10 protein-coding genes are annotated in these 13,903 nt (G+C 56.0%); all 10 read right to left on the bottom strand.

Annotated elements, in window-relative coordinates; genetic code table 11:
* Positions 1-93 precede the first annotated feature (93 nt).
* The 10 genes from PSAB_RS06975 to pucD all read right to left on the bottom strand — a co-directional run bounded on the left by PSAB_RS06975 (position 94) and on the right by pucD (position 13,850).
* Positions 94-2,403 carry an FMN-binding protein gene (locus PSAB_RS06975; RefSeq protein WP_025333862.1) on the bottom strand — a complete coding sequence of 770 codons (2,310 nt, stop codon included), beginning with the start codon at positions 2,401-2,403 and terminating at the stop codon, positions 94-96.
* A gap of 488 nt (positions 2,404-2,891) precedes the next feature.
* Positions 2,892-3,344, bottom strand: coding sequence for an IDEAL domain-containing protein (locus tag PSAB_RS06970; RefSeq protein ID WP_025333861.1), 453 nt, complete (start codon positions 3,342-3,344; stop codon positions 2,892-2,894).
* A 603-nt stretch (positions 3,345-3,947) separates the two neighbouring features.
* A complete protein-coding gene (locus PSAB_RS06965) occupies positions 3,948-5,777 on the bottom strand; it encodes an adenine deaminase (protein ID WP_025333860.1) in 1,830 nt (609 codons plus the stop codon).
* A gap of 138 nt (positions 5,778-5,915) precedes the next feature.
* Positions 5,916-7,142 (bottom strand): pyridoxal-phosphate-dependent aminotransferase family protein, encoded by a 1,227-nt coding sequence (locus tag PSAB_RS06960; RefSeq protein ID WP_025333859.1) that lies wholly within the window; start codon positions 7,140-7,142, stop codon positions 5,916-5,918.
* A complete protein-coding gene (locus PSAB_RS06955; protein WP_025333858.1) occupies positions 7,139-8,428 on the bottom strand; it encodes a M20 family metallo-hydrolase in 1,290 nt (429 codons plus the stop codon). The genes PSAB_RS06960 and PSAB_RS06955 overlap by 4 nt, the downstream gene beginning before the upstream one ends.
* A complete protein-coding gene (locus PSAB_RS06950; protein WP_025333857.1) occupies positions 8,425-9,819 on the bottom strand; it encodes an allantoinase in 1,395 nt (464 codons plus the stop codon). The genes PSAB_RS06955 and PSAB_RS06950 overlap by 4 nt, the downstream gene beginning before the upstream one ends.
* 62 nt (positions 9,820-9,881) lie before the next feature.
* Positions 9,882-10,232, bottom strand: coding sequence for a hydroxyisourate hydrolase (uraH, locus tag PSAB_RS06945; RefSeq protein ID WP_025333856.1), 351 nt, complete (start codon positions 10,230-10,232; stop codon positions 9,882-9,884).
* Between the two features lie 200 nt (positions 10,233-10,432).
* Positions 10,433-10,948 (bottom strand): 2-oxo-4-hydroxy-4-carboxy-5-ureidoimidazoline decarboxylase, encoded by a 516-nt coding sequence (gene uraD / locus PSAB_RS06940; protein WP_025333855.1) that lies wholly within the window; start codon positions 10,946-10,948, stop codon positions 10,433-10,435.
* Positions 10,949-10,951: 3 nt separating this feature from the next.
* Positions 10,952-11,473, bottom strand: a complete 522-nt coding sequence (locus PSAB_RS06935; protein WP_084266636.1) for a (2Fe-2S)-binding protein — start codon at positions 11,471-11,473, stop codon at positions 10,952-10,954.
* Positions 11,474-11,576: 103 nt separating this feature from the next.
* Entirely contained in the window at positions 11,577-13,850 is a 2,274-nt protein-coding gene (gene pucD / locus PSAB_RS06930; protein WP_025333853.1) for a xanthine dehydrogenase subunit D, read from the bottom strand.
* Positions 13,851-13,903: the final 53 nt, after the last annotated feature.

The following is a 13,903-nucleotide window of genomic DNA, read 5'->3' as shown; positions in this document are numbered from 1 at the left end:
TGCAATCCCTTCAAAAGTCAGCAAAAAGGAGCCGTTCCCGGTCCATTGGTATGGTCCCGGGAACAGCTCCTTTAAAACAGGGCCTATCGCCTGTTATTTGCCTGCGCTCTCCAGCGCGGCCTTGATCGCTTCCACCGCTTTGGCGGATATTGCCTTCTGGGCATCGTTCGCGCCGAATGCCGCAGCTCTGTAGCCGTACTTGTGCAAGCTGTCATACGAAGGCGTTTCGATTTCGCTCTTCACGGCCTTCTCGTCATTTGTGAGTTTATCGTTCGCTTTTACGTTGCCTTTGTCGTCCAGATAGTAGACAACCATCTTCACTGGAACATTGTACTTGACGGTTACCATAACATTCACGGATTTATCAGCGCTCACCCCGATGTAGGTGCCGTTGAAATAAGCCGCTTTGTAGGCTTCCGCAATTTCCGCTTTGCCGTAGGCACGGTCAACGGCTGCTTTCAGCGCATTGCTGCTGCTTGTAGCGCCGGAGACGGCATCAACCTCTTGAACGCCTTCTCTTGTGCCTGCCGCCAAAAACTCAGAGGTAAGCTGAGGAATGGCCTTAACTACTTCTTTATAAGCGGCTTCGCCGCGGTCAACCATGTTCATGCCCAGACGGTACAGAGCCAGGTCAACGATTTTGCCGTTGCGGAGCGTTACTTTGGCCTGGTTGGTGCCTTTGTCATAAGCGTCGCCGTAAGCGATATAGGTGCCGTCTTTATATGCTCCCTGCGTCTTGGATGCGTTCGCCAAGGCGTCAGCCAAAGCTGCTTTGGCCGCGGCGGAAAGGGCTTCCTGTCCTGCAATATCGGCGAATTGTACGCCTTTATCCAGCAGGCCGCTAGTCAATTGGGCAACAAGAGCTTTCTGCTCATCGGTCAGCTTGTCGGCGGCGATCAGCTTTTTGTCAGCGCCGAACAGGCTAACGGTAACGCCTGTAACCTTATCCGAAGCGATATCGACCAGCAGCAGCACTTTCGACTGATTGTCTACACCGGCAAATTTGCCGTCAAAATATTGACCCTTCGCCGGAACTTTCAGCGCTTTCTCGAACGCTCTTTCCACAGACTGGTTCCAGCCGTGGCTGCTTTCGGTCGCGCCGGAAATGCCGTCAACCTTCTCGTCGTAGTTGGCGATGTACGAACCGTTAGCCAGCAGCTTGGCGGTCATCGGAGCATTGGCTTCCACGACTTTGGCATAAGCCGTCGTTCCTCTGTCCAGCAGGTTGCTTCCCAGACGGTACAGCTTCACATCAACCAGTTTGCCGTTGCGGATGATAATGTCAGCTCTTTCCACGCCTACGCTTCTTGCCGTGCCGTAAGAGGAATAGAAACCGTCAATGTACTTGCTTGTATTATTGATGAGCGCGTTCTGCTCGGCGTCCCAGAAAGCATTGACTGCCGCTTTAAAATCCGCTTCCAGTCCGGCGGTAGGCTGTGCAGCCGTTCCCTTGGCCAGCAGAGCTGGAGTAATGGCTGCAACCGCTGCCGCCTGTTCCGGCGTAAACGCTTTTTCTTCAATGATGTCGCCTGCGCTGTTCAGCGGGTAGACCTTGACGCCGGTCAGTTTGGCAGAGTCATAAGTGGAGAATACGGCATATTTGCCTTCCGGATCGACACCCATGTGTTCGCCGGCAAAGTATACAACACCCTTCGGCTTCACTTGCAGCGCTCTTACAAACGCTCTGTCCACCGACAGCTTCCAGCCGTTGCTAGAACGCGAGGCGCCAGAGACCGCATCGACCTTGGCAGCGCTTTCTCTCGTCTTGCCCAGAAGTCTTTCTTTCATCAGCTCATAGGCAACCCACACGCCGCTGTAGTTGTTGCGGGCGTCTCTGTCAATCAGCTTGGGGCTCGTTCTGAGCAGCTCGATATCGGCGATCTTGCCGTTCTTGATTGTAACCTTAGCGCCCTCGGTGCCTTTGGAATAAGCGTTTCCATAAGCAACGTACACGCCGTCTTGATATACATTTGCACTGACGGTTGCCGGTTTAGCGCTTGCTTTCGGTTTGGCCGTCACTTTAGGAGCGGGCTTGGCCGTTGCGGCCGGTTTGGCTGTTGCTGCAGGCTTGGCGGCTGGCTTTGCGCTCGGCTTCACGGTTGCCTTTGGTTTGGCAGCCGGCTTTGGCGTTGCTTTCGGTTTGGACGTTTCCTTCGGTTTAGCGGTCGCTTTTGGTTTAGCCGTCGCTTTCGGCTTGGCTGTCGCCTTTGGTTTTGCAGTCGCTTTCGGTTTAGCGGCAGGCTTAGGCGTTGCGGCCGGTTTAGGCGTTTCTGTCGCCGGTTGTTCTTCAGAAGCCGCGGAAACGGCGTCGACCTTTAACTTTAATGCCGGCGCATCAATTGCGAAGGCGAAAGGCGATAACAGCATCACAGCGCTTACAGTTAATGAAATAAGTTTTTTCAATCCCGATTCTCCTTTACCAAATCCCCAGTATTATACAGCTATTTGTAAATCTGATGCTGGCACCGTTGTCTTTCTTATGGAAGCTCCTGGAGCTTTCATAAGAATGGCCTTTCCCCCTTCCCCGCTAGGCCTGAACCTTCTTTGTATGATCGATCGGCCATTTTCATAAAGTCCGGGAAAGGCAGTGAAAACTTTCACGTTAAATGGTGAATATTTTCACAAAACCAGATGTAACTTTTCCCAGCTCCTAATGGCTTGATCATAGCAGACCGTTGAAAACGTAATCTGTATGTAAAATCACACCCTATATAATAAAAATCACGAATCCCTTTTTTATGGAATTATATCTCAATTCCTTCTATTAATATGGCAGTTTTTTGATGTGAACACAAAGGAGCCGCCTTCTTCTGAACAATCCAATCATTGTCAAAAGAGGCGGCCCGTTTTAGCCGGCGTCATCCGGCGAATGTCTATTTGTTTCATGTCGCTTAGGCGCTCAGTTCTTTATACTTTTGGGAAAGCTCTTCAAACCACTGTTTGTCCTGCAGCGCCAGCGCGAAATCGATCAGCTCGGCAATTTCATTCTTATCGAGATCCGGGTTGTCGTTAAAGTTAACCTCTGCGACGGCGTCGACATCAACCAGGGATCCTTCGGAGAAATCGAACGAAAACTTCAGGTCGATCTCACTTTCCAAATACTCGTTGCGGAGAAAATACAGCACTTCACACATCAAGACCGGCCGAACCTGATTTTCAAAGATACAATCCATTACTTTAGCCCAATAATGACGGTTGGTCAGATGAAGCTTGTCATCTGTCAAGAGGCTCTTCTCCCCTTGAAAGTCATCAACAAATCTCAGCTCAAGCGGCTCCATCTTAAAAATGTTGGCAATTTGCTTCTTGGCGATACTCACGATATCCTTCGTTTCCAATCTGATCATCTCGTGTTCCCCCATCCGCATAATTTTTAATTCAGGCTTAGCGCTAATCTTTGAGCATTGGATCAATCAAATCTATTTATTGTTCATTTTTAGTTATATCGTCTTCGGGATGCCTTAAATTAATATTATATTAGCATCTTTTCGGGAAAAATGTTTCAAAACTATTCGTTCTGGTTAATGATTTTGATGCCTAAACGCATAAAATTCATTTAAAATTCAAATTTTCAGAAATTTTATGTAAATTTAATACATATTTGGCGTCGAAAAATGATATTCCCATCTTTGATTTAATAGATTTGGAGAGTTGAGCATAGCCAGAGTCATAACCAGGACCAGTCCGGTCCGGTCCTGTGCCTTCCTCATTGGCTATCTAGACAATAAAAACTCCGCTGCCCGAAATGGAGCAGCGGAGTTTCTATTGTTAAAGACATCCCCCCGGGAGATAATCATGCTGCTTTAGAAGGCTTCTCGCGCCCAGGGAGCGGAAGCCTCTGCAAAACAACAGCCGGTCCGGATGGCCGGGACAAGTGCTGCGGGAAGCCCGGCAGTCAGGTACGTTTGACGCACCGATAGCAGCGGCGATGCGAGCCGTCCGGCAGATTTTTAGACAGAAGCGTTAACGCCCTCTTCGCAAAAGAGCGGCACAAGCTGAATGCCATCCTCCGGCGTAATCCGCACCAGGCCCTTATCCGACAGGCGCAGCGTCGGAATGACCGCAAGCGCGAGCAGCGACAGCGTCATAAAGGCGTAGTTGAGGGTGCAGCCCGAATCGTACAACGCCTTGCTGATCGCGGCCGATTGGGCGGCGGCGACCTCAAACGGCTCGGCGGACATCAGACCGGCAATGGCGAGCGGGAACAGGGTCGTGCCGGAGCCGGAAATGACCGCAACTCCGCCCTGGGCGTCGGCGACGGCATTTACTGCCTGGGCCATCAGCTCGTCATCGCTGCCGATTACAAGCACATTATGGCTGTCATGAGCCACGGTCATGGCAATGGCCGCCGGCTCGTGGAAGCCGACTCCTTCCACTACGCCGACCGACTTATTTCCCGTTCCTTTATGGCGCTCCAGAACGGCGATTTTGCACAACCCGCCTCCTACCTGAAGTTTCCCGTCCGATACGGGCAGAGACAGAATGCGTTCCATCGTCTCTACATGATTTTCCAGCACTTTGATCACCCGGGTGGCGATGGTGCCGGACTCGACAGGCGCCTTAATAACGAAATCCGCCGCCACCGGGCGCTTCGGCAGATGTACAGAAGCCAGCACTTCCTGAGGATAGGCAAAGGAAGGCAGGGAAACCGTCATCGCCCCATTCTCTGCCACTACGGTCCCGGCGGCGATCGTCATGACGACGTTGACGTCGGCGAGATTGCCGTCCAGCAGAATAATGTCGGCGATCGAGCCGGGAGTGATGGAGCCGATGTCCCGGGCAACGCCAAAGCGTTCTGCGGTATTGATCGTTGCCATCTGGAAGGCGGTCACCGGCTTCACCCCCTGAGCAATGGCATGCCGGACCACAAAGTCCATATGCCCTTCATCGCGCAGCGATTCCGAGCTGCGGTCGTCCGTGACGAGCATCATCCGGCGCGGGTCGAGGCCATGCTCGGTATGCGCCGTTATCGTCTTGGCGACGTCATGCCATGCGGAGCCTCGGCGCATCTTGGCGTACATGCCCAGCCGTACGCGCTCGATCACGTCCTCGGCGGTCACGCACTCGTGATCGCCGGTTACGCCGGCTGCCGCGTACACGGGGAGCCGCCAGTCGCTCGCGGGCCAGGTGAAATGCCCGTCGACGTATTTTCCGGCGCGCAGGGTCGCTTGAATTTCCCCGATCATCTTATCGTCGCCGTAGACGACACCCGGGAAATTCATCACCTCGCCGAGGGCAATGACATCGTCTCCCCAGGTGAACGCCTCCGCCACTTCCTTCGGCCCGATTGCCGCTCCGGTCGTTTCAAATTCGGGACCTGCCGACGGAACGCAGGAAGCCACCTGCATATATGCGGCGAGCGGGGTCGTACGCATTTCATCCAGCATCAGCCTGATGCCCTTAAGACCGAATACATTCGCGATTTCATGGGCGTCGAAGAAGCCTCCGGTCGTTCCGAGCGGAAGAACCGCGCGCGCAAATTCGGTAACGGTCAGCTGCGTGCTCTCGATGTGGCAGTGACCGTCGAGCAGACCGGGAGCGATATATTTTCCCGCCGCATCAATAATCTTGGTGTTCTCCCCGATCATATGAGATACGTCCTTGCCGACATAGGCGATACGCCCTTCCTGAATGCCGACGGACATGCCTTCCAAAATTTCGCCGGAACATACGTTAACCAGCTTTCCCCCGGTAATGACCAGGGTAGCCGGCAATTCGCCGCGCGCCGTGGCGACAAGTGCGGGAACGCATTCGGCAAGAGGTTTTCTTGTAAAGGCCATATTTTTACGCTCCCTTCATTCATTAATTTTAAGAAAAAACGGCTCTGCCTTCCCATAGGGACCGGTGGCCGTTTTTCGAATTCCATCGGGACGGGTAACCGCCCGAACGCCTTGCATCCAATATTTCCTACGATTATCCTATTCCTGTTCGTAGACGTCAAGCGCCGCCTGAACGCCATTTCCGGCCGGAGGGGTGAAGCCGTGGCGGATCAGCGCAGCCTCCAGCGCGCCCAGCACTCTGAGCACATTGTTGCCGCGGCAGCTGAAGCCCATGGTGCCTATGCGCCAGATTTTTCCTTTAAGGGGACCAAAGGAGCTGGCGATTTCGATGCCGAAACGGTCCAGCAGCATGGAGCGCACCGATTCTCCGTCAATACCGTCCGGAATGGTCACGCAGGTGACCATCGGCATTTTGCAGCCGGGGTCTCCGTACAGCTCAAGTCCCATCGCCTCCAGACCGGCGACAAGCGCCCGTTCATGCAGACGGTGTCTGGCGAAGCGCGCCTCCAACCCTTCTTCCAATACGAGCCGCAGCCCTTCGCGCAGGGCGTACAGCATGGAAGTCATTTCAGTATGGTGATTAAGCCGCAGAGGGCTCCAATAGTCCTGAAGCATTCCAAGATCGAAATAATTGCTTCTCACTACGGTGATCTCGTCCGCCCCGTCATCGCCGGTACGAAGCCCCCGCTCCACGCGCTTGCGCTTCAGCAGCTTCTCTTCGGCACGCTTGTTGTACGTAATCGGAGCCATTCCCGACGGGACGGACAGGCATTTCTGCGTTCCGCCAATCACGGCGTCGAGCTGCCAGGCATCCGTCTCGACAGGCACCCCGCCGATGGTCGCTACGGCATCGACAATGAGCAGAGCGTCCATTTCGCGGCAGGCCTGCCCGATTCCCTCGAGCGGCTGCAGTCGTCCGGTCGACGTCTCGCCGTGAACCATCGCCACCACATCGGGCTTCACCCTGCGCATCTCGGCAATGATCTCTTCCTTATCGAATACCGTTCCCCACGGCTTCTCAATCGTATGCACCTCCGCGCCGCAGCGTTCGGCGATTTCATGCAGCAGATGCCCGAAGCGCCCGTAAATCGGGATCAGCACCCGGTCTCCCGGAGCAATCAGACTGACCATCGCCGCCTCGATTCCCGAGCGGGAGGTTCCATCTACCGGATAAGCCCATTGGTTGCTTGTAGCGAACAGCTCCCGCAGCATGCCCATCGTCTCATTCATAATATTCGTAAACTCGGGATCAAACTGGCCGAGCACCGGAAAAGACATGGCGCGCAGTACGCGCGGGTCCACTTCCACCGGTCCCGGAGTCATGATGCATCGCAGCGACGGCGACAAGTCCTCAAACCGCTTCATGTCCATCTCTCCTTCGTGTTATGCGGCGTTAAACCGTTATCGTTCAAATCCTCGTATCCTAGCTTGTATAATAGCGCGATCAGCACATCCAGCCCGGCCGCCAGCTCTTCAGGCGGTGTATATTCCTCCGGGGAATGGCTGATGCCGGCGCGGCTCGGCACAAAAATCATCGCCGTTCTAGTTAGGGGCGCAAAGAGCTGGGCGTCATGTCCCGCTCCGCTTACCATCGTCCGGTACGTCCTGCCCTGCCGGGTACAGATGGACTCAAGCTCCCCGCTGAGACCTCTGTCCATCGGCGCGGGAGAAGCGCTCAGCCGGGCCGTTATGTTCACGGTGACACCCCTGCGCTTCGCGATTTCTTCAAACGCGGACACAGCCGCTGCGCAGAACGCCTCCAGTTCATTCCCGTCGCTGTGGCGGATGTCCAGCGTAAACATCACTTCGCCAGGAATGACATTCGGCGTATTGGGATAGACCTCCAGCCTGCCGGTAGTAGCTACTAGCGGCTCTCCAGCCTCCGCGGCAGAGTGCTCAAGCTGCACGATCATCTCGGCCGCAGCAGCCAGTGCATCATGGCGAAGCCCCATCGGCGTAGTCCCGGCATGGTTGGCCGTCCCCTTGACCGACACGGCGAACCGCCGCTGTCCGGCAATCGCCGACACGACGCCGATCTGCGTCCCCGTCCGCTCAAGGACGATCCCCTGCTCGATATGCAGCTCGACATACGCGGCGATATCGTCTCTTGGAGCGGGAGACTTATCACCGGCCAAGCTGCTGCCTGTCATCGCTTCTCGCAGCGTCATCCCTTCGGCATCCCTGCAGTTCTCCGCTTCGCTGCCATCGTACAGGCCGGTCACGTTGCCCGAACCCCAAAAGGTCAGCGGAAACCGGCTGCCTTCCTCCTCGGCGAACGAGACGGCCTCCAGCGTCCGAAGCGGCGGGCCGTACACCCGGCTCAGGTAGCGCAGCGCCGTAAAAGCTGCCGCTACCCCGTAAGCCCCGTCGTATTTCCCTCCCCTTACGACGGTATCAATATGCGATCCGGTCAGGACGACTTTGCCGTCAGAGCCCGTACCGTCAAGCCTGCCATAGACGTTGCCGGCACTGTCGGAATAGGCCTTCAGGCCGCCTGCCTCTGCCCGGTTCAGCAGAAACTGCTGCGCCTGCTTCCATGCAGGCGTATACAGCAGCCGGGTGACTCCTTCTCCCGGGGCGCTGAACGCTGCGAGCTCCTCGAGCAGCTCGATCATTTCGGCGGCCGGAGATTGAATGAATGACTCGCTCATAAGACCGGCTGCCCTTCGCCGGTTTGAATCCACTCTCCGCCGTCAGGGGAAATGACGCCTTGCTTAAGGGTGTACACAATCTTGCCCCTGCAGAGAGTGGAGGTTACCCTGCAGGACAGATCCATGCCGGCATACGGGCTATGCCGGTGACGGTACAGCAAATCCGAAGCGGCAAGGGTATACGACATATCCGGGTTCAGCACCGCCAGATCGGCGTCCATCCCGAGAGCAATGGAGCCTTTGCGGCCGGACAATCCGAAGCGCTCTGCCGGAAATCTCGAGAGCAGGCGGGAAATCAGCGTAACCGGAAGCTTGCGCTTGTTCACCCCTTCGTGGAACATCAGCTCCAAACTGCTCTGCGCCCCGGAAATCCCGCCCCAGGCTTCAAAGAAGGACAGCCCGGGGGCAAGCTTCAGCTCGGGAGGACATGGCGAATGGTCGGATGCGATGAGATCGACCTTTCCTTCCTCCAGTGCCTTCCACAGCTTCTCCCGCTCTTCGGCGCTCCGCAGCGGAGGCGCACATTTGGCCACCGGTCCCATGCTTTCCATGTCGTCTTCTGTCAATATCAAATAATGCGGGCAGGTTTCCGCCGAGACATCCTGACCCCGCAATTTGGCTTCCTGAATCATCTCGAGCGCAGCGGCAGTGCTGATATGGACAAAATGCAGCCGGCATCCCGTCCGCTCCGCGTACAGCAGCGCCCGGGCTACGGCCTCAAGCTCCGCCTGTGCCGGCCGGGAAGCCGCAAAATCGCGCGCTCCCGTCCGTCCCTCGCGAACGGCTTCCGCCGCAAGGACCGCCGTCATCTCGTCGCTCTCCGCATGCAGTGCCAGAATGCCGCCGAGCGCGGCGATCTTTTTCATCCCCTGGTACAGGGTCTCGTCGTCCACCTCGCGAAAGCGTCCTTCGCCCTCGCCTCCAGGATTCGAGATAAAAGCCTTGAAACCGGTGACGCCTTCCGACCACAGCTCCTCCAGATTGTCCAGATTGCCCGGCACAAGTCCGCCCCACAGCGCGTAATCGACTGCGGAATGACCAGCGGCCATTTCGGCTTTCAGGCGGAGAGCGGGCAGGTTCACCGTCGGCGGATTGCCGTTCAGCGGCATATCGGCATATGTAGTACAGCCTCCAGCCGCGAGCGACGCCGATCCGGTTCGGAAGCCTTCCCAATGGCCAAACGACGGCTCGTTAAAATGGACATGCATGTCGATCATGCCGGGGAGTACATACTGACCTTCGGCATCAAGGACGGCCGTATCCGGTCCGGCTTCGATATCGGTTTCCAGTGCCGCGATTTTGCCGCCGGTTATGCCAATATCGAGCTTCACGACCTCCCCGGGGAGGACCGCCAGACCATTTTTTATTATCAATTCATAAGAATCGCTCATGTTCCGTTCCCTCCCGTCGTCGTCAATTTTTTCAAATGTTCTTTTGGCAAATAGTCCGGTATTCAGCTTCCGCGATAGGTGCTGTATCCTCCGGGAGCAAGCAGAAGCGGAACATGATAGTGGCCGCCTTCGCCGCCGATATGGAAACGGATCGGGATCAAATCGAGAAAACCGCTGGTGCCTTGATCCTTTTTCCGAAAATAATCTCCCGCGTGGAACAGAAGCTCATATTCGCCAGGCTTCATCTCCGCATCCTCCAGCAAAGGAGCAACCAGCCTTCCATCCTCATTCGTAACCGCTTCGCGGAGCAGAAGACTCTCTCCGTTCTCCAGCCGCCTTAGCTGCAAGAAGACCCCAGAGGCAGGAATCCCCTGTACCAGATCGAGCACGTGTGTGGTCAAACGTCCGCTCATGCCGCCACCTCCCTTTAACAATCGTGATTATGAACGTGCGATATATCATTGCGTGTCATGGTAGTTTTGGTGAAAATACTCATTAGTAAGCTGGGGATACACTGCCCAATTTTCAAGTTTCCCTTTAACTCTGAACGCCCCATTTGATAGTTGAATGATAATTAAGGATGCATGGTTGCTGCAGGCTTATTCACTTTCGTTTATTTCGTTAGCAGATCATCAAGGCGGAATCTCGTAATTTTGCCGATTTCAAACAACGCGCGGTTCCATTCCTCCTCAGCCGGAAGGTTAACACGCTCGCTGATGGATTGGATGATATCGTCTTTATTTTTGCCGCGGACGGCCAGAATGAATGGAAAATGAAACTTCTCGGTATACTTCTTGTTCAAATCGCTTAACAATTCGAATTCCTCCGGGGTTAGCCGGTCAAGCCCTGCGCCTTTCTGCTCCGCAGCCGACAGCGGCGTAACCTGAAGTCTGGTCGCAAGATCGGGGTGAGCCCGCAGCAACGACAGCGTCTTCTCTTGGCTCGCGCTTCGGACAGCTTCCGTCATCGCATCATGCAGTTCGCCAACCGATCCGAAAGGACGGGAAGTGTAAGCCGATTCGGCAACCCACGGTGAATGCTCAAAAATACCGCCAAGCGTCTCCACAAACTCTTCGTTGTTCATTCCGTTGATTTCTGAAAGCGTAAGAGGTGAAGCGGGGATTGCCATCGTTTATCCTACTCCTTTTTCAATTGCTTTGTTTACGGCCCGTATAATGCCGCCATATCCGGTGCACCGGCATAAATTGCCTGACAGCGCCTCTTTAATCTCTTCCGGGGACGGCTTCGGATTTTCCGCAAGCAGGGCGACCACCGAAACCACCATCCCTGGCGTACAATAACCGCATTGAAAACCGCCTTCCTCCAAAAAAGCCTGCTGCACCGGATGCAATCCGCCGCTGCTCAAGCCTTCAATCGTCGTGATCTCGGCTCCCTCGCATTGGTAGGCCATCGTCAGACAGGAATTGACCGGACGGCCGTCGAGCAGCACCATACAGGCGCCGCAGCGCCCAATCTCGCAGGAACGCTTCGTGCCGGTAAGCCCGAGCTCTTCGCGCAGCACTGTCAGAAGACGCCTCGAAGGCGGAACCTCGGCAGTCACCGGCTGACCGTTGATGCGGCAGGTAAGCTTGATCAGCTTCTCCCCGGCTTCGCCCGAACGGCCTGATTCAGCGGAATTCGGTTGGTTCAGCATCCCTGATGCAGCCTCGGCACCATCCGGCATACAGCGACTCTCTTCGTTATCCCGATCCGGCTCTGGAAGATGATCATTCCGTTTTCCCGGATTGGCTGCGTGTTTATCCAACATTCGCATTCACCGCCTTCTGTGGTATAAACGGAGTTTCCTGCAGAAATTCGGGCTCAATCGGCAGCCGGGTCACCCGCTTGCCTACCGCCTGGAAGATGGCAGAAGCGACTGCGGGAGCCAGATTCACCGAGCCGATTTCACCTACGCCGCGGGGGCCGTAAGTATCATGATCCGGCAAATCCTCGATCGCCTCCACCTGAACGCCGCTCATATCGGCAATCGTCGGAATAATGTACGTATCCAGATTCTTTGTAACATAGGAGCCCTCGTTCATCAAGGCATCCTCCGTTAGCGTGAAGCCGACAGCCATGCTGCTGCCGCCCTCGATTTGCCCCAAATACCCTTGCGGATTGGCAACCGGCCCGGCGGCAACCGCATGATACTGGTCAACGACCCGCGCACAGCCTGTCAGCAGATTAACCTCAACTTTAACCGCAATCGCCGAGTACGTATAGAGAAAATGGGCGCCCACCCGTTCAAGAGACGTTGTTGGATAATCGAACACGGTTTCGCACACAATAGGTTCATTCAGAGTACGGGCAAGATCAGTGTAGGATAGGATCAGCTTGCTTCCTTTCCACATTCCTCCGGGTCCCGCAGTCAGGCCGCTTACGCCGGAAGCCGATTCGGCCGCTTCCGCCAGCCGGGCGGTAAAATCGGGGTGCAGCCTGCGCAGCGCCATCCACATCATGCTGGTCGCTCTGGACGCCGTGCTTGAACCGCTGTCGGGCACGACATCGGTATCGCCGATAATGATCCTCAAATCATCGGCGCCAAATCCGTACTGCTCGATCAGCATCTGCTCCATCGTGGCGATTAGCCCTTGGCCGAACTCCTCGTAGCCGAATACGGCCTCGATTTTGCCGTCAAGCGCCAGGCAGAGCCTGCCCCCGGCCGGATCGGGAATCCCCTTGCCGAGCCCGGCTCCGTGCATGGCGATGGCCGCACCGACGCCGGTTACCGTCCAAGGGTCCCTGGCGTCCCGGCCCGGCCCGTTCTTTCTCTCCGCCATCAGCGAAGCGGCGGCCAGCGCCTCCCATACCTGCATGGCTCCGTGCGTCTGGACGATTGGCTGCCCCAGCGGTCCGGGATCGCCGTATCTCCTTAGATTCCGTAGACGCATTTCCCACGGATCGATGCCCGCAGCTTCAGCCAGCCGGTCGATCTGTCCTTCAACGGCGAAGATGGCCTGATTCCCGCCAAATCCGCGGAATTCGCCGGAAACGCCATTGTTTGTATAGACGCAGAAGCCTTCGACGTCCATATGTTCAATCAGGTAAGGACCCATCACATGCTCCGTAGCGAAATTCAGCACCTCGGTTCCAAGCGTGGCGTAGGCCCCGGTGTCCGAGACAATCCTTACCTGATGGGCCAGCAGCCGGCCGTCCTTGTCGCAGCCGGTCTTCATGGTGATCTTCATGGGGTGGCGCTTGAGCCCCGCCCGGACGGATTCGGCGCGGGAATTATGCAGCCGTACCGGCTTGCCCGTGCGAAGCGCCAGAAGAGCGCCGTATGGCTGAACGTTCAGCTCGTCTTTGCCTCCGAACGATCCCCCGATCGGACTCGATACGACGCGGATGCTCTCCTCCGGCATCTCCAGAATCCGGGACAACTGCTTGCGGTCCATCAGGCCGTGCTGCGTGGCCGAGTATACGGTCAGGCGGCCATAGTCTTCAGGAATAAAGAGTCCGCCTTCGGTTTCCATATACGTATGCATTTGACGGGGCGTAAAATATGTCTCCTCCGTCACATAGGCGCACTTCGCAAAAGCTTCGGACAGATTGCCTTTACGGTATTCGGTATGATGCAGCACATTGCCTTCGGGATGCAGCAGGACAGCATCCTCTTTCATGGCTTCCTCAGGGTCTGTAATAACAGGAAGCAGCTCGTAATCCACCTCGATCAGAGACAGCGCATATTCTGCAATTTCGTCGCTGTCTGCGGCTACCGCAGCGATCGCATCGCCGGTGTACCGGACCCGGTCTTCACAGAATACCGGCTGATGCGGAAGGGCGATGCCGAAGCCGTTCAAGCCGGGAACATCCTCATGCGTGATTACGGCATGCACGCCCGGTACGGCGGCCGCCTTCTCCGTGCGCAGAGCCAGAATCCGGGCATGAACCTGATGGCTGCGAAGAACTCTGCCGACCAGCATGCCTTCTGCGCTCATATCGGTTAAATACTGCAGTGTGCCGGTGACTTTTTCCATTCCGTCGGGCCGTGTTCTCCACCGGCCCCCGCTGGATTCTCTGCTTAGCAGCATTTTCCCTCTCCCCTTTCAATAGCTCCGGTAATCCTCGCCCTCTCTCCGTGTTA

The organism is Paenibacillus sabinae T27, assembly GCF_000612505.1.
In the GTDB taxonomy this organism is placed as follows: Bacteria; Bacillota; Bacilli; order Paenibacillales; family Paenibacillaceae; genus Paenibacillus_AQ; species Paenibacillus_AQ sabinae.
The sequence above is the reverse complement of the archived record's forward strand: the minus strand, read 5'-3'. Positions and strand labels throughout refer to the sequence as shown.